Genomic DNA, 16,799 nt, shown 5'->3' with positions numbered 1-16,799 from the left:
ATAGATGCAGTGTAATCCGAAATGGATGTCATAATAGTGGAAAAAATCACTTTTAAAGGAAAACTTTATGACAATTTATTGAATTAGCCCTAAGAATCGATAATAATAGTGTTAGATTGTGATTTGAATCACAAAGTTATTTGATAAACTTTTCTACAATAAAGAAGAGATCTCCATCAATTGGTTACTTAGCTAAGACAATGTCTGTGGGAAGGAGCAGGTTTGGATGTCTACAAATATCATTCAGGATGTTTTATGGAATGTGCCATTATTTAAAGAATTGACCAGAGAAGAAATTGGGGCTATAACGGAAATTGCTAAAATTAAACAATATGCAACCAATAGTTATGTTTTTATGCAGGGCGAGTCCTTAGAACGAGTTCATTTCATCCATAAAGGTAAAGTCAAAATATATAAAACAGATATTAATGGAAAAGAACAAATTGTATCGATCCTCAAATCTGAGGATATGTTTCCACATGCTGGTTTCTTTAGAAAAGGTAATTATCCGGCACATGCCGAGATTATAGAGTCAGCTACTTTAGTGGAAATACCAATTCTTGCATTTGAGCAATTACTATTACAATACCCATCATTAAGCATTAAATTGTTCCGAGTAATGGGTGATATTATTGTAGATTTACAAAAACGCTTAGAAGAACAAGTACTCCATAATACGGAAGAACAAATTATCATGTTATTAATTCGCCTTTCCAAGACACATGGGAAGCAATGTACGGATAAAAATATGATCCTCACCACTCGTTTTACGAATCAAGAACTAGCGAACATGATCGGTTCCTCAAGGGAAACCGTCAGTCGAACAATTAATAAATTGAAAAGAGAGGGACTCGTCAAAGGCACGAAACAAGGCTATCTATTATTAGATATGGATTGTCTACAACATTACGATTGTTAAATAGAAGGAGTAAAAAGTCGATCAATAAATGATATGCTCCCCTTAAGGTAGACAGATTAAAAAATATAAATCTGTTTTGCCTTAAGGGGAGTTTCTATGTCAAATAAATCTTATTCAAGCAAATTTAAATATGAAGTAATAAAGGACTATCAAAACGAAAATTATACATTGAAGGAATTATGCTCAAGATATCAAATTTCAAAATATACTCTTTATAAATGGATACAGAAATTTGAAAAGGAAGGTATAAGAGGGTTAAAAAACTCAAAAACATGGAAAAGGTATTCTAAAGAATTAAAGGTAAGAGCTGTAAAGAGTTACGTATCCGGAGAGTTTTCCCAAGAAGAGATTGTTCGAAAATTTGAAATTTCGAGTCGGTCGGTATTACGTAGATGGATAAAGCAGTATAATGGTCATAGGGAATTAAAAGATACGGGAAAAAGAAGGACGAGCTCTATGACCAAAGGAAGAAAAACGACTTGGGAAGAACGTATTGAAATTGTACAAGACACTTTAGCGAACGGGAAGAGCTATCAACAAACAGCGGAGAAATATCGAGTTTCTTATTAACAAGTTTATCAATGGGTACGTAAATACGAAAATGGTGGATGGGTGCTTTACAGGATAGACGAGGACGTTCTAAGAGCTGAAAAGCCGAATGAAAAATGGGTAACCGATGTCACCGAATTCAAATATGGTTCCTCAAAGAAAGCGTATTCAAGTGCCATACTAGATTTGTATGATGGTTCGATTGTCAGCTATGTTTTAGGTCATTCTAATAATAATAAACTTGTATTTAAAACCGTTGATCAAGCTATTAATCTATTAGATGGGGAACATCCTCTAATTCATAGTGACCGTGGATTTCAGTATACCTCACAAGGGTTTAAAAGAAGGATAGATAGTGCAGAGATGACACATAGTATGTCTCGAGTTGGAAAGTGTATTGATAATGGTCCGATGGAATCATTTTGGGGAACTCTTAAATGCGAGAAGTATTATATACATAAGTATGAGACATTTGAGGATCTCTCAAAGCAATTGATGAATATATTCACTTTTATAACAATGAAAGATATCAAGAACGACTAAACGGCCTTAGCCCTAGGAATATAGAGCTAAAGCCGCTTAGGTCAGTTTTTATTATTTCCGCTGTCTACTTGACAGGGGGCAGTTCAAAATTTGATTGGCTTTTCCTATGTCTTTTGTTGGAATATTATGTTAACCTTTATATAAAATTCCGTAAGCTCAAGGAGGAAATAGCTTGGAAGAAGAACAGCTTAAAATCTTTGATATGAATAAAAATGAGATAGGTATCGCTACTCGAGACAATGTACATAAATTCGGCTATTGGCATGAGGTATTCCACTGTTGGTTTGTCAGTAAAGAAGAAGATACCCACTATATTCATTTGCAACGAAGAAGTAAAGAAAAGAAGGACTATCCTAACCTTTTAGATATTACAGCAGCTGGTCATTTATTGGCAGATGAAACCGTTCAGGATGGAGTAAGGGAGATAAAGGAAGAGCTAGGTATGGATATAGCTTATGAAAAATTGGTTCCATTAGGCGAATTTTCCTATAGTGTCAAGCATGGAAACCTAATCGATAACGAATTTGCTAATATTTTTTTATATAATAGCGAACATCATCTGAATGATTTTATTCTGCAAGCTGAAGAGGTGTCCGGTATGGTGAAAGCTAGAATAAAAGATTTTGAACAATTCTGGTTAGGTAAAAAAGAGAAAATTAAAATTACAGGATTTGTTTTTACTAAAGGAGAAAAGGAATGGATGGAAAAATATGTAGGAAGAGATCAGTTCGTTCCACATCAAGATTCTTTTTATCGATTCATTATTGAGAAAATAAAAGCTCAATTAACTTAACTTCGTATCCCAATAATAATGATCTTTATAATTATATAATGAAAATGATATAAATCAGAATTAAGTAAAGGGGAGGACTTGATGAGCAATAGAGAAACAGCTGAACAAAAAAGAGAAAGGCTAAGGCAATCGGAATTAAAGAATAATCCAACAACTAATGTGAGTGATGGTTTTAGTAGAGCGCAGAATGGAAGTTTGGTTGATTTGGTCGGAAGCTTGGGCTGGAAAGGGACTGGTATTCTTCTTATTATTATGGTCGTGGGTTTTATTATTTTTCTAGTCTTCTTCCGTTAACTTTGTTAGGAGTAATTCTTCCAATTGTAGGAGTAGAGGCTGATGTATAAATAAAGCAGGGGAGCAGGTGTCTATTTCATGAAAAATGCATGGATTATCTCATTTATTCGAATTCCGTTGTTGATTGTTACGTTATTTTTTGTTTTCATACTATTAAAAATATTGGGCTTTGAACCTAATTTTTTCTTTTTACCTGATTTATCGGTCATTTACTTTACTGTTGTCAATTTGATTTGCTACGTGCTTTTATATCGAATACTTAAAAAAGAAGGACGTTCTATAAAAAATTTATTAGATTTTCATCCAAATCGTATAGGGAAAGATATTTTGTACGGTTTATTTTGGCTTTTTATTTTGTATATTCCATTTGTGATAGCTGTTATTGGAACCATGTTTATTATGTATGGCACTGAGTTTATCCACCATTTTCAAACGGTTTTTGCTGGAAATGTGGAGAATTATTCTTTCACACGACCAAGATGGCTTATATGGTTTGCCGCATGTATATCATTAATTTTCCCTTTTCTAAATGCACCGATTGAAGAGCTAATGTACCGTGGATATGCACAACGAAAGTTTATAATAAAATATAAAAGAGTATGGATTAGTATTATAATTCCTTCCATTGGTTTTGCATTACAGCACGTTATGCTAGCAGCAAGTATACAGGGTGCTATTGTCTATGCAGTGGCATTCTTTGTATGGGGATTAGGCAGTGGGTTTATTTACCTTAAACAAAAAAGATTATTTCCTCTAATCATTTGTCATTTTATTGTAAACATCGCATTTAGTATACTTCCAATTATTTTTCTTATAACAGGAGATTATTAACAATCAAGGATTTGTGCTCTTATGGACATATTTGTTGTGAAACCTGATGCTTAGGCTACTCGTATGCAATAGTATAAATATTAAGGAGTGAAGTAAATGAGTATTGTATCTAGTCAAGGAGATTCCATAACTGTTGTATTTGTGTATCAAAAAAATGAACAAACTGAAGAGTTGACACTTCATTCTGCCCAACTATTAGCATTATTAAACTCAAAACAAGTTTGGATTGAAGCATTTCATGCTAACTTAAAAGTAGAAAACACTGTTTGGTCTTACGCCAATGGAAAGGTTTCTTTACAAGTTTATCTAAAATAAATACTAAGTATTTTAGCAAGTAAATGATAAAAAACCGTGTTGGTAGAATATCTCGATTTATTTAAAAAGTTTCCTGGAAATGTGTTATCAAGAGACTGTTCCCTTTAGGAAAGTCTCTTTTTTCTTTAGAAGTATGATGATATTGATGTCATCTTTAAGTGACAAAAATCACATCGAATTTCATCGAGAATGATTATCATTAATGAAAGAACTTCTGGAGGAATAATGATGAGGGAAAATCAAAATAGCTATATTGAACTGGATGTTAGAGAAGATCTTCGATTAAATAAAGAACCCTTTCAAAAGATTATGAATGCCGTCAAGTCGTTAGATCACGACCAGGCTTTTATTTTACATGCCCCATTTAAACCATTTCCTCTCTTTAAGATAATGGAGAGAAGAGGTTTTACCTATGAGGCAGAAAAAATCGGTCATAAGCATTGGGTTGTCACATTTCGTCATAGGGGAGGTGAAGGGGAATGATTCAATTAGATAACAGAGGTCTTCAACCACCTCAGCCGATGATTCGAACATTGGAAAAATTAGAGGAATTAACATCTGGTGAAAAGCTTATGATCATCAATGATCGCAGACCAATGTTTTTGTTTCAAGAATTGGATGAACAAGGAATCCATTATGAATGTGAAGCACAATCGGATGGTAGCTACATTATCACGATTTATAAATAAAGGTGATGAACGATGAATAATTCCTTTTCTCATGTAAATATAAAACTAGCACTAGCCTTTATTCTAACAAGTTTTCTAGGACTGGTAGCTTCGCAATTTATTTTATTTTGGAATTCAGAATGGTTGATCCATGGCTATTTTCGAATTCCGAGCTTATGGATGGCGTTTCATTTATTAATATTAGGCTTTGCTGTAATGGTTGTCATGGGCGCTATGTATCAAATGATTCCAGTGGTACTGTTGACGCCCATTTGGAATGAACGTTTCGGATTTTATCAATACATTATCACTATATCCGGTATCCTAATATTAAGTATTCAGCTTGGTCTTAAGCCTAGTATTGCTTTCTATGGCGGGGCAATAACGATAATTGGAATTCTAATGTTTTTATTTCAAATGTACCTGACAATAAAAGCACAGAAACAAAAAAATAGGATAACAGGGCTAGTGGTTGGGGCACTTACTTTCCTTTTTCTCACGATAATAGCTGGATTCCTGCTTGCTTGGAATATTGGCAATGGGGAGATTCTACGTCATGAAAGTATTTTTTCGTCCCATTTATTGTTTGGGCTTACCGGGTGGTTTACTCTATTAATTATTGGTTTTTCCTATAAGCTTGTTCCGATGTTTAGCCTTGCTCACGGGTTTTCGATGAGGTGGATAAAAAAAGCTTATTTTATCTATCTTCTTGGTATGTTCTTTTTAATTCTATCCTTTTGGATGAATGATTCAACCTTAAGCCAAATCGGTTGGTTATTACTATGGATCGGCTTTACGTTATTTTTATTAGATATTCGAGAAATGCTTGCAAAAAGATTACGAAGACAATTAGATAGATCCTTTCGATTTGCTTTAATGGCAATATATTTTGGCTCGGTTATTCATTTCCTAGCATTTATAGTTAGTTTAATGAAAGCAAATGCCGTTATATGGGGAGTGCTTATTTATCTATATATAATGACATGGATTATTTTTAGTATATTAGGTTATTTAAAGAAAATCGTTCCCGTTCTATGGTGGACATTAAAATATGATAAAAAAATAGGCAAAGAACAAGTTCCAGCCTTAAAAGATTTAATAAATGAAAAGAATGACATCATCATCTATTGTAGCTTTCTCATTGGAATAGTTGGAACAGTAATAGCTTTCTTGACTGAAAATATTCTGCTTATGCAGTTTTTTCAAGGTTTATTATTTGTGTCCATTGTTTTATATGGTATCACAATTATTCAAATTTTGAGGAAATAGTAGAAAGGACAGAAGCGATGAGCATAAAAGATAAGGTAGAAGCAGCCCTTTATGAGGTCATCGATCCAGAATTGAATATTAATATCATGGATCTTGGTCTCGTGTACGATATCAGTGTAGAGAGTAAAAATGTCTCAATAAGAATGACACTTACTACACCAGGCTGTCCTCTCCATGCAACCATTGTTACAGGGGTAAAGACAGCTATCGAAAAAGTAAATGAAGTGGAAAATGTCGAGGTAGACTTAGTTTGGACACCAGCATGGTCACCAGCTAACATGAGTGATTACGCGAGAGTGCAGTTAATGCATCGGTAGTTGGTACAAAAACACCCTGTTCCAGTAAATGGACAGGGTGTAATCATTGGAATTAGTCTTCTGGATAGGGATCAATGGTTTGGATCGTTCCATCCTCATTATAAGTCAATTCAGTAAATTTAACAGAGCGCTGATGATTCAATCCTTTAGATAAGGAGCTGTCATGATAGAACAGATACCACTTTCCTTTAAACTCTACAATAGAGTGGTGAGTGGTCCAACCAATGACAGGCTTCAGAATCGTTCCTTTAAAGACAAATGGTCCTAGAGGATTTTCACTAACAGCATAAACTATTTTATGTGTCGTTCCTGTTGAATAGGAAAGATAATAGAGGCCATTATATTGATGCACCCATGGTCCCTCGAAAAATCTTCGATCCTCATCGCCTGCAAGAATTGGATGACCATCTTCATCGACGATGGAAATTTCTTTCGGTTCTTCTTTAAATGTAAGCATATCCTCACTTAATTCTGCAACTTGTGGCCCTAAAGCAGGTTCAGTAGGTGCTGGCCCTTCCGCATCAGGATTAAAGCTTCCTGTTTGCCATTTTTCTAGCTGACCGCCCCATAATCCCCCGAAATAAACATATGCTTTCTCATCGTTATCAATAAAGACAGCTGGATCAATGCTGAAACTTCCAGGAATATAATTATCTTCTGCCTTAAAAGGTCCAGCAGGGCTAGAGCTTGTGGCAACACCAATTCTGAAAATGTTCTCATGATCTCTAGCAGGAAAGACAAGATAATATTTGCCATTTTTGTAGGCAGCATCTGGTGCCCATAGCTGTTTGCTTGCCCATGGTATATCTTTAACATGAAGTACCTCTCCATGGTCCTCACATGCAGCGCTTACATCATTCATTGACAAAACATGATAATCTTCCATCGCATATTGATCACCATTATCATTAGATGGACGATCATGCTCCAAATCATGTGAAGGATAAATATAGAGTTTTCCCTCAAAAACATGTGCAGAAGGATCTGCTGTATAAATATGTGTCACAATAGGTTTATTAGGCTTTGTCATCGTATTCCTCCTGTTTCATAAATAATTAGATATAATGCTAGTATACTAGAGGATCAGAACTTTGTATAGTCGAAAAACAAACTTTTCAGAAGAATAATAGTGGAATGGTATTTCATTTATCAATTTTATTCATTGACTTCCGTTTTTATAGTTAATATAATATAGGTATTAACTATGAGGAGTGGGAAATATGTATAAGCCTGGTCTAACGATTTGGTACAATGTCAAAAGTTTTGAGCGATCTGTAAAATATTTTACAGAAGGTTTGGGATTTTCATTAGACTTTAAGGATGAGGATCAAGGAATAGCGATAGTAACAACTAATACAAAGGATTGTTGTATTGGCTTTGCTGAGTCAGAGACAGTTGTTCCTGTTACTTCTTCCGCCGTTTTTGAAGTAGAAGACATTGATTTAGCATTTTCTGAGTTGAAAAAGAAGGGTATCCAGTTCACAGGGGACATAGAAGTAATTCCTGGTTTTGTAAAGCTTGCTACTTTTCAGGATCCAGATGGTCATAGTTTTGAATTATCCCAGACGATAGTGGATTAAATGAATTTAGAAGAGGCGATTCAACATACACAACAACTATCTGGACGGTGGATAATGCCCATTTTACTTCATCTAAAGTCATCAGGAGGGCGTTTTACTCCTTTGCAAAAACAGTTACAAATATCGCCATCTCGATTAAGTGATAATTTTTCTAGACTTGTTTCGAAACAAATTGTGAAGCGGTTATCTCCATATGAAAGGCGACATCCTTTGTTACCTGAATATGAATTGACAGAATATGGGGAATTATTATTTGTGATTACACAATGCCTTCAAAAAGCAGAGGAGACTATAGAAGCTGGTCCATTACACCGCAAATCCTGGACATGGCCACTAATGATTTCCTTATACCACGATTACACCCGATTTCAAGCTTTACAAAGACTTTTAGGTAACCCTTCACCACGAATCTTATCGATGAGATTAAATGAGCTTTGTGATCTAAAACTAGTAAAAAAAGAGATAACAGAACAACCGCGCCTTCGCTATACCTATCAATTAGAGGATAGATTGTATCCGATTGTTGATATGCTATGGGGAGAATTATTAAAAATAGAAATTATTCAATAGAGCATAACGAATAAATCTATAGGTAAATGACAAAGAACCCTGTTGAAAAATACAAGGTTCTTTGTTATCATTGAATACGGTTTTTCATCACTAAACTAAACCCAATATAAGACACAAATGATAAAACAATAGAACTTACCACTGTATGCATTCCAAATGGATCAGGGTAGTAGGCCTGAAATAAAATATAAGAGCTAATCCCCACTATCATCGAAGCAAGTGCCCCAAAACGATTTCCTTTATCCCAATAAAGTCCCATAACGATTGGCCAAATAAAAGCAGCCTCCAGTCCACCTATTGCAAATAGATTTAACCATATAATTAAATCAGGTGGATTTATAGCAAGTAAAAAAACGATAATACCTAAAATTGCTGTGATCGACATACTTAGTATTTGAACTTTTTTTCTAGTTACATTGGGATTTATGTAGTTGATATAAATGTCCTTTACGATGGTTGAGCTAACTAATAATAACAGTGAATCTACCGTAGACATAATGGCAGCGAGTGGTGCGGCTAATACAAACCCTGCTACCCAAGGTGGCAATACATCTAAAGCGATTAATGGCATCACCTTATCTCCAACCTCGATGCCAGGTAATACAGCACGTGCAAAGACACCAATTAAGTGCATATTCAACATAATAAAACCAACAACAATTGTTCCAATAATTAATGCTCGGTGAAACGATTTCGTTGACCGATAGGACATAGCACGAACGGCGATTTGTGGTAAAGCAACGACACCGACCCCTACTAAAACCCAGTAGGAGGAGACATATGCCTTGGTCAGGGTTCCATCAGCTCCAAAAGGTGTAATTAAATTTGGATTCTCTACTTGAAGCTTTGTCATAATTTCTGTTACTCCTCCGCCAGCAATAATCACAGCGATTAACAAGACTAGTGTACCGATAAACATAATCGTTCCTTGGATCGAGTCTGTTAAAGTAACCGCACGGAACCCACCAAATGTAACATAAATAAGTACAGTGATAACAAAAATAAATAACGCTCCATCGTAAGAGAGTCCTGTAAGGGATTGAATTAGACGTCCACCACCGATCCATTGAGCTGCCATTGCAGAGAATAAGAATATTACGATACTAAAAGACGATAATACAACCACCCACTTTGATTGATAGCGTTCCTTCAGAAAATCGACCATGGTGACCGCATTATATTGTTTGGTGATAATCGCGAATTTTTTTCCTAGTATCATTAAGGTAAAATAACCGGTTGCTACTTGTGTAACGGAAAGCAATACCCATCCTAATCCTTCATTATAGGCGACACCAGGACCTCCGATGAAACTACTGGCACTTCCATAGGTTGCAGTCATTGTCATGGCAAGCACAAACCCACCTAAACTACGGCCACCTAAATAGTAATCTTGTATAAAAGATGTACTTGTTTTACTTTTTCTGCTAGCAAATAATCCGATGATAAAAATAATAGCAACAGAACCAAATAATGAAATAGTCGCATGCCAATTCATTTATCTTCAAACCCTTCCTCATCAAATGACACATCCACGAAAAAAAATTTTACCATAATAAATACAAGTATTGCCATGATGGTTACCCCGATAATACAGCTGTAAAAAAACCAAGCTGGGAAACCAAAGACATAGTTATACTCATTAACATCTTGGCTTCCTAATCCATAAGCAAAGCCATACCACCAGATAAAATTAAAAAGTACTAGTCCAATTCCTACCAGTGCTTCTCTGTTGGCGATTTTAAACCGAGGATCTTTTTTGTTTAGGTTAGGCTTATTCAAAAAAATACCTCCCTTATTGAAAAAAATATATAAGAATAAATTACATGATCCTCCATTGCAATTCAAATGATCGCAATTATAAATGGCGTACATCATAAAAAAATTAAATGAGACTAGTATCTAGAATTCTAATAAACCACATAAATCTTACAAAAAATCGCTTGTCAACAGCTGATAACATGTTACAATATAGAATATCATTATACAAATCACTCGTATAATCGTAGGGATATGGCCTACAAGTTTCTACCAGATTACCGTAAATGATCTGACTATGAGTGAGCAATGAAGGTTTTACTAGTATAGCTATGCTATTCTATTCGAATCGATGCCCAAAGATCATTGCTCATCACATAGGATGAGTTTTCGATCTTTGGGTTTTTTGTCGTTCTATTTTGCAAGAATTTAAGGAAAAAATATAGAAGAGGTGAGCATCGTGGAAAAACTACAACAAAAGATTTTAACAGAAGGGATAGCATTGTCTAATACTGTTTTAAAAGTCGATAGATTTCTTAATCATCAAATAGATCCTCATTTAATGAAAGAAATTGGGGAGGAGTTTGCTAATCGATTCAAGAATGAAAAGTTAACCAAAATTGTCACACTGGAATCATCTGGTATTGCGCCAGCTGTGATGACAGGCTTAATCCTAGATGTACCCGTGATTTTTGCTCGAAAGAAAAAGTCATTAACTTTAACAGAGGGTTTGATTACTTCGAAAGTTTATTCCTATACGAAGCAAGAAACGAATGATATTTCGATATCGAGTAAATTTTTAAACAAAGATGATCGAGTTTTAATCATTGATGATTTTCTAGCAAACGGACAGGCAGCACTTGCCTTAATTGACATTATCGCTAAAGCGGAAGCAGAAGCTGTGGGACTTGGAATTGTCATCGAAAAGGCATTCCAGGACGGAGGAGAGCTCTTAAGAAAGAAAGGATATCGGGTGGAGTCATTAGCAAGAATCAAATCCTTAGAAAACAACACGATTCAATTCATCAATGAGGAGGAAAAAATATGAATTTATCAAAAGGTAAAATGGCCTCACTAGGCTTTCAGCATGTATTGGCAATGTATGCTGGTGCTGTTATTGTTCCATTAATTGTTGGTGCAGGTATTGGGCTGACAAATGAACAGCTTACTTATCTAATTTCTATTGATATTTTAATGTGTGGAGTAGCAAGTATTCTGCAGGTATGGAAAAATCGCTTTTCTGGTATTGGACTACCAGTGGTACTCGGTTGTACCTTTACAGCGGTTGGACCAATCATTGCAATAGGAAATGAATATGGGGTTACATCTGTATATGGTTCCATTCTCGTTTCAGGGCTAGTAGTGGTTGTTATTGCAAAGTTTTTTAGTAAACTAATTAAGTTCTTCCCACCTGTCGTAACAGGAAGTGTTGTGACAATTATTGGGATTACATTAATACCTGTTGCCATGAATGATTTAGCAGGCGGAGAAGGAAGCGAGAACTTTGGTAGTTTGACGAACTTAGCACTAGGCTTTGGGACATTACTGATTATCTTACTTATCTTTCGTTTTGGTAAAGGTTTTGTTCAAGCGATTGCGATTCTAATCGGTATCCTCCTAGGAACGATAGTAGCATCCTTCTTTGGACAGGTCGATTTAAGTCCAGTGGCGGAAAGCTCCTGGTTCCATATGCCAACACCGTTTCACTTTGGTGTTCCAGAATTCCATCTTACCCCAATCCTAACAATGATCTTAGTTGCGATAGTTAGTTTAGTAGAATCTACTGGTGTATACTTTGCATTAAGTGATATTTGTGATAAAAAGATTGAAGATAAAGATTTGGAAAGAGGTTATCGAGCAGAAGGGTTAGCGATTATTTTTGGTGGAATCTTTAATTCTTTTCCATATACTACCTTTTCTCAAAATGTTGGCTTAATCCAATTATCTGGTGTAAGAACGAATAATGTTATTTATACTGCCGGATTCATGCTTGTTCTACTTGGACTTGTTCCTAAAATCGGTGCCTTAACCTTAGTGATTCCCAAATCAGTACTAGGTGGAGCGATGATCGCGATGTTTGGTATGGTTATTTCTTACGGTATAAAGATGTTGAGTAAGGTGGACTTCTCGTCACAGGAGAATCTTCTCATCGTCGCTTGTTCTGTCGGAATGGGGCTAGGTGTAACCGTGGTTCCAGAAATCTTCGCAGATTTTCCTGAAAGTGTACAAATCCTGACAGATAGTGGGATCGTGCTTGGCAGTTTAACTGCTATATGTTTAAATATTGTTTTTAATGTCAGAAAATCAAAAAAAGCAATCCTAGCAGAAAAGAAAACAGCATAAATAGCTTATCACCAGGGGTTAGAGGACTCTGGTGATTTTTTTTTGTTTCATAAGAAGGCTTTTTCACAAATTATAGGTCTAATGACACCTAAAAAAGTAAAATGAAGGGAGATAAGAACCATTGAACAATATTACCAAGTTATGAGAAAATATGTTGGTATGCTAATTAAAGTGGAGGTTAGATTGGTGTGAAAAAGCATGTCAAATGGATTTCTCTTCTAATTGCTTTATTGCTAATGACAGGTTGTGGTGATAAAGAAGATGCTTCCTCGGAGGAACAACCTAGTAAGAAAAACTCAGAAGAAGGAACGAACGAAGAGATCGATAATTTAAACTATGAAACATATTTAGTATCAACCGTTGAAGAAAGGATGCAATTAGAACCTGGTGACTATAGTGGAGAGAAATATAAGGAAGAAAAGATAAAAGATTTGATTAATCAGTTTCCTAAGGATTTATCTGGTGAGGAGTATTACTCTCGCTTACTAGCATTAACAGCTGAGGATTATCGGAATTATTATGAATTTTTCAATAATGTGGATACATCTTTTGAATCGGCAAGCTCACAGCCTGGCGAAATAGAGACACCAGACCAAGCGGAACAACACAAGGTAAATATAGAAATATTGTTTGACGCAAGTGGAAGTATGGGCGCATTAATTAATGGGAAAACAAAAATGGAGCTTGCCAAAAATGCGATTGACACCTTTGTCAGTGAACTACCAGAACAAGTAAATATTTCATTGCGAGTTTATGGACATAAGGGTACTGGAAGTGATGAGGATAAAGAGCTTTCCTGTAGTAGTACCGAAGAGATTTATCCATTGGGTCATTATGATGAAAAAACATTCAATCAAGCATTAGATAGTTTTTCGCCTGCTGGCTGGACTCCTCTTGCTAGTGCCATTCAAATAGCGAAAGAGGATTTAAGTAAGCAAACTGGTGAAAATGTTGAAAATATTATTTATGTCGTAAGTGACGGTGTAGAGACATGTGATGGAGATCCCGTAAAAGTAGCAAAAGATCTAAATGAATCAGACATTGAAGCAATCGTTAATATTATAGGCTTTGATGTTGACGATGAAGGACAACAGCAATTAAAAAAAGTTGCGGAAGCAGGAAAAGGGAAGTATTCCACGGTACGAAATGAACAAGAATTGAAGGATTACTTTGAAAAAGAAAAATCTAGCTTAATCAATGAATGGTTTGAATGGGAAAGTGAAAATGTTAATAAGTATTTTCAATCAGAATCCGAAAGAGTCAACAAGCTATTCGAAGTAGAAAATGAAATGGTGACATTAGCTCAAGAGGAAGAGAACCGCATTATAGAGCTTTCCTATTATATGGAGGAAACTTTAGAAATTGATGGTTATGACATCCGAGAAATAGCACGCGATCTAGGCTATCAGCTGAGAGAATACGCACGTGATACTGCTTATCAGTATAGAGAAGAATTAAGAAACAAAGGTTATGAAAATCGCGAAAAGGTTCGAGACGAAGCATATGAAAAAAGAGAAAAATTACGCAATGATGAGTAAGATCCGATAAAGCATACTTCTTTGAAGTGTGCTTTTTTTTATTTTCTAAAAGAAGCTTTGCAGATTGACAATTAGGAATCCAGAAACTATAGTAAATCTATCGGAATAGTTTTGTTCAAAACTGACTGAACTGTCAATCGAGGAGGATTGTTCTTTGAAAAAGGATACGAGGGATCTACTGTTAGAAGTGGCATTAGAGCTATTTGCGACCAAAGGATATCATGCGACTAAGGTATCTGATGTCGTAAAAAAAGCTGGAGTAGCACAAGGAACTTTTTACTGGTATTTCGAGAGCAAAGAGGAAATTGTCTTAAAAATTATGGCAGAAGGAAGAAAAAAATTACTAGAAGTTGTCCATAGTGGTTATCGTAAAGAAGAGGGTAACATCCGCGATATGGTGGATTCATCCAAAAGGTTAATGAAAAAGCTACTAAGCTTTGCGAGCAATAATCGTAATCTAATGATTTTACTACTGTTAAAAGGACAAGGTGGTGATGAAAAACTAAGAAATGCCATTTCGGAAACATTAGTCGCAATTGAAAAAGAATTTGCCAATAATATTCAAAGGGCGATTGAATTGCAAATGCTAGAAGATCGGGATTGTGTTGAATTTCAGGCACAAATGCTAACAAGCCTTGTAACCGGAACGATATCACGATGGTTATTTGGCCCAATGCATGAACTGAATTATCAACCAAGCCTTTCCATTGATAAGGTGGTGGATGAAATGGTCCGCTATGAATTTTTTGGTCTGATAGGACAAGGAGGCAGACAATGAAAACAACCGTTAGATCAACGAATCAAACAATGATTATCACTAATGATAATGGGACACAGATTAATGGGGGAACAACTTCAGATAAGCATGGCTACACACCAATCCAGTTATTAACAAGCTCACTGGGACTATGTATGTTTATTACTATTTCCAAATTGTTTGAGCGAGACCAATTAGAATTAGAAGAAGAGGAATTTTCCGTTACGGTTGATGCAAAAAAAGCAACAACAGGTCCTTCTAGAGTGGAACAATTTATGATAGAAATAGAATGGCCAAAAGGCTTAGATAAGGCTTATCAAAATAAATTATCTAAACTAGCTGAAAGAGCTTGTACAATTGGTAATACATTAAAAAATAGTACGACCATATCCATTGTAGAGAAAGGAGAGACTAACAATGAGTAAGAGTCATAAGTCACAGCTAGAGGATTTTTCGATTCGTACGGTTCCAATCGAAGAAAGAAAAAATACATTCAATGTCTCTATTACAAGCTGTGCTTGGATTATTTCTTTATCCACATTGTTTACTGGAGGGGCACTTGTTGCAGGAATGGACTTTCAAAGCGCTGTACTTGCGGCTGTCTTTGGTATGCTGATTCTTGCTATTTTAGGATTTTTTCAAGGATGGATGGGAGCAAAATACGGGGTTTCTACTACCATGCTAACAAGACAAGCCTTTGGTAGATATGGAGCGAATCTATTCGGTATCCTTTTGGCACTAACGATGGGTATAGGCTGGTTTGGCTGGCAGATTGCATTCTTTGGAATGACGATTGCAGAAATGTTTCCTAATCAATGGTTTGCGGAGCCAAAGATTGCAATGGTTTGGGGTGGGATCTTGATGATCTTAACAGCATTTATTGGCTATAAAGGATTGTCCACCCTAAGTATGATTGCCGTACCACTAGTTGCTATTCTATCTATTTGGGGACTTGCAGAAGCAGTGAATCATTTAGGTAGCTGGGAAGCACTTCTTAGCACCAAGCCAACTGGAGAACCCTTATCCATATTTGCTGGTATTACAATTGTTGTCGGAAATGCTGCAGCAGGAGCAGTCGTATTTGCAGATGTCACTAGGTATGGAAAAACAGCAGCGAAAGGTGGATTTGGGGCAGCAGTCGGTTACTTTCTAGGAGGAGTGTTCTGTGTTATTGCGGGTGCAGCGATGACTTTAGCTGCTCAGGTACCAACAATTGGTTCGACACCAAATATTCCTGCAGCAATGAGTCAAATTGGACTTGGATTTTTTGCCTTTTTAATTTTAGTGTTTGCACAATGGACAACAAATGATAACAATTTATATACAGGTTCACTCGGACTTCGAAATGTGGTTAATCTATCAAAGACAGTGATTGTCATCGTTCTTGGAGTACTTGGATTAGGCATTGCTTTAATCGGCATTCAAGATTATTTCGTTCCATTTTTAAATGCGCTAGGGACCTATGTACCTCCGATTGCGGGTGTGATGATAGCTGATCATTGGATTGTAAAACCAAAGATTTTACATAAAAGCTACCAATTCGGTGAAGGGACGAAATATGCTAAATGGAATGTTGCTGCAATTATCGCTACCGTAGTAGCAGGAATTATTGGATCAAGGCTAATGTTTGGCATTACCGCAATTAATTCGATTGTCATTGGATTTGTCCTTTATGTCATCATTGCTTATCTTTTAACTAAATGGAATATTCAATTTGAAATTGGTGAAAAATCAGAGGAATCAAATGGTTTTTAGGGA

The 16,799-nt window shown here is 35.8% G+C and carries 20 protein-coding genes, 1 pseudogene and 1 riboswitch; of the genes and pseudogenes, 18 read left to right on the top strand and 3 right to left on the bottom strand.

The genetic code is table 11. From position 1 onward, the window contains the following. Positions 1-226: 226 nt before the first annotated feature. From ACZ5R4_RS06335 to ACZ5R4_RS06290, 10 genes and pseudogenes are all read left to right on the top strand, one after another. On the top strand, positions 227-919 hold the full coding sequence (locus ACZ5R4_RS06335; protein ID WP_464368208.1) for a Crp/Fnr family transcriptional regulator: 693 nt from the start codon (positions 227-229) through the stop codon (positions 917-919). A gap of 96 nt (positions 920-1,015) precedes the next feature. Then, positions 1,016-2,051, top strand: a pseudogene (locus tag ACZ5R4_RS06330) (IS3 family transposase). A gap of 132 nt (positions 2,052-2,183) precedes the next feature. After that, positions 2,184-2,804: an NUDIX domain-containing protein gene (locus tag ACZ5R4_RS06325; RefSeq protein ID WP_054860621.1), complete on the top strand. Its 621-nt coding sequence runs from the start codon at positions 2,184-2,186 to the stop codon at positions 2,802-2,804. 81 nt (positions 2,805-2,885) lie between these two features. After that, entirely contained in the window at positions 2,886-3,098 is a 213-nt protein-coding gene (locus ACZ5R4_RS06320) for a DUF6366 family protein (protein WP_054787393.1), read from the top strand. A gap of 78 nt (positions 3,099-3,176) precedes the next feature. Next, on the top strand, positions 3,177-3,929 hold the full coding sequence (locus ACZ5R4_RS06315; RefSeq protein WP_054860622.1) for a CPBP family intramembrane glutamic endopeptidase: 753 nt from the start codon (positions 3,177-3,179) through the stop codon (positions 3,927-3,929). A 96-nt stretch (positions 3,930-4,025) separates the two neighbouring features. Beyond that, on the top strand, positions 4,026-4,244 hold the full coding sequence (locus ACZ5R4_RS06310; RefSeq protein ID WP_054860623.1) for a hypothetical protein: 219 nt from the start codon (positions 4,026-4,028) through the stop codon (positions 4,242-4,244). A 228-nt stretch (positions 4,245-4,472) separates the two neighbouring features. After that, complete coding sequence (locus ACZ5R4_RS06305) at positions 4,473-4,727, top strand: DUF2249 domain-containing protein (protein ID WP_109984968.1); 255 nt, start codon at positions 4,473-4,475, stop codon at positions 4,725-4,727. Then, positions 4,727-4,933, top strand: coding sequence for a DUF2249 domain-containing protein (locus tag ACZ5R4_RS06300; protein ID WP_054787469.1), 207 nt, complete (start codon positions 4,727-4,729; stop codon positions 4,931-4,933). Before ACZ5R4_RS06305 ends, ACZ5R4_RS06300 begins: the two co-directional genes overlap by 1 nt. A 12-nt stretch (positions 4,934-4,945) precedes the next feature. Further along, positions 4,946-6,181, top strand: coding sequence for a hypothetical protein (locus ACZ5R4_RS06295; RefSeq protein WP_464368207.1), 1,236 nt, complete (start codon positions 4,946-4,948; stop codon positions 6,179-6,181). Positions 6,182-6,198: 17 nt separating this feature from the next. Beyond that, positions 6,199-6,498: a metal-sulfur cluster assembly factor gene (locus ACZ5R4_RS06290; protein ID WP_054787398.1), complete on the top strand. Its 300-nt coding sequence runs from the start codon at positions 6,199-6,201 to the stop codon at positions 6,496-6,498. A 52-nt stretch (positions 6,499-6,550) separates the two neighbouring features. On the opposite strand, the gene ACZ5R4_RS06285 is transcribed toward ACZ5R4_RS06290, so the two are convergent. Next, complete coding sequence (locus ACZ5R4_RS06285) at positions 6,551-7,528, bottom strand: family 43 glycosylhydrolase (RefSeq protein ID WP_054787399.1); 978 nt, start codon at positions 7,526-7,528, stop codon at positions 6,551-6,553. Positions 7,529-7,718: 190 nt separating this feature from the next. On the opposite strand from ACZ5R4_RS06285, the gene ACZ5R4_RS06280 reads away from it, so the two are divergent. Together ACZ5R4_RS06280 and ACZ5R4_RS06275 are read left to right on the top strand one after the other, a co-directional pair. Beyond that, a complete protein-coding gene (locus tag ACZ5R4_RS06280; RefSeq protein ID WP_109984965.1) occupies positions 7,719-8,078 on the top strand; it encodes a VOC family protein in 360 nt (119 codons plus the stop codon). Next, entirely contained in the window at positions 8,079-8,648 is a 570-nt protein-coding gene (locus tag ACZ5R4_RS06275) for a winged helix-turn-helix transcriptional regulator (protein WP_464368206.1), read from the top strand. It begins immediately after the preceding gene. 67 nt (positions 8,649-8,715) lie between these two features. On the opposite strand, the gene panF is transcribed toward ACZ5R4_RS06275, so the two are convergent. Further along, positions 8,716-10,143: a sodium/pantothenate symporter gene (panF, locus tag ACZ5R4_RS06270; protein WP_054860627.1), complete on the bottom strand. Its 1,428-nt coding sequence runs from the start codon at positions 10,141-10,143 to the stop codon at positions 8,716-8,718. Continuing rightward, positions 10,140-10,427, bottom strand: a complete 288-nt coding sequence (locus ACZ5R4_RS06265) for a DUF997 family protein (protein ID WP_054860628.1) — start codon at positions 10,425-10,427, stop codon at positions 10,140-10,142. Before ACZ5R4_RS06265 ends, panF begins: the two co-directional genes overlap by 4 nt. Positions 10,428-10,620: 193 nt before the next feature. Then, a riboswitch (purine riboswitch) is annotated at positions 10,621-10,722 on the top strand. A 141-nt stretch (positions 10,723-10,863) separates the two neighbouring features. Between ACZ5R4_RS06265 and ACZ5R4_RS06260 the strand changes: the two genes are divergently transcribed. The 6 genes from ACZ5R4_RS06260 (at position 10,864) to ACZ5R4_RS06235 (ending at position 16,796) form a co-directional block, all read left to right on the top strand. After that, positions 10,864-11,451 (top strand): xanthine phosphoribosyltransferase, encoded by a 588-nt coding sequence (locus ACZ5R4_RS06260; protein WP_109984963.1) that lies wholly within the window; start codon positions 10,864-10,866, stop codon positions 11,449-11,451. Beyond that, positions 11,448-12,746, top strand: a complete 1,299-nt coding sequence (locus ACZ5R4_RS06255; protein WP_109984962.1) for a nucleobase:cation symporter-2 family protein — start codon at positions 11,448-11,450, stop codon at positions 12,744-12,746. The genes ACZ5R4_RS06260 and ACZ5R4_RS06255 overlap by 4 nt, the downstream gene beginning before the upstream one ends. A gap of 188 nt (positions 12,747-12,934) precedes the next feature. Continuing rightward, positions 12,935-14,284, top strand: coding sequence for a VWA domain-containing protein (locus ACZ5R4_RS06250; RefSeq protein WP_054860631.1), 1,350 nt, complete (start codon positions 12,935-12,937; stop codon positions 14,282-14,284). A 154-nt stretch (positions 14,285-14,438) separates the two neighbouring features. Further along, positions 14,439-15,062, top strand: a complete 624-nt coding sequence (locus ACZ5R4_RS06245) for a TetR/AcrR family transcriptional regulator (protein WP_054860632.1) — start codon at positions 14,439-14,441, stop codon at positions 15,060-15,062. Further along, positions 15,059-15,466, top strand: a complete 408-nt coding sequence (locus ACZ5R4_RS06240) for an OsmC family protein (protein WP_054860633.1) — start codon at positions 15,059-15,061, stop codon at positions 15,464-15,466. Before ACZ5R4_RS06245 ends, ACZ5R4_RS06240 begins: the two co-directional genes overlap by 4 nt. Then, complete coding sequence (locus tag ACZ5R4_RS06235) at positions 15,459-16,796, top strand: purine-cytosine permease family protein (RefSeq protein ID WP_277678920.1); 1,338 nt, start codon at positions 15,459-15,461, stop codon at positions 16,794-16,796. The genes ACZ5R4_RS06240 and ACZ5R4_RS06235 overlap by 8 nt, the downstream gene beginning before the upstream one ends. Positions 16,797-16,799 lie beyond the last annotated feature (3 nt).

Source organism: Gracilibacillus sp. JCM 18860 (assembly GCF_055395245.1).
Note: the sequence above shows the minus strand (reverse complement) of the source record. Positions and strands in the feature narration are given on the sequence as shown.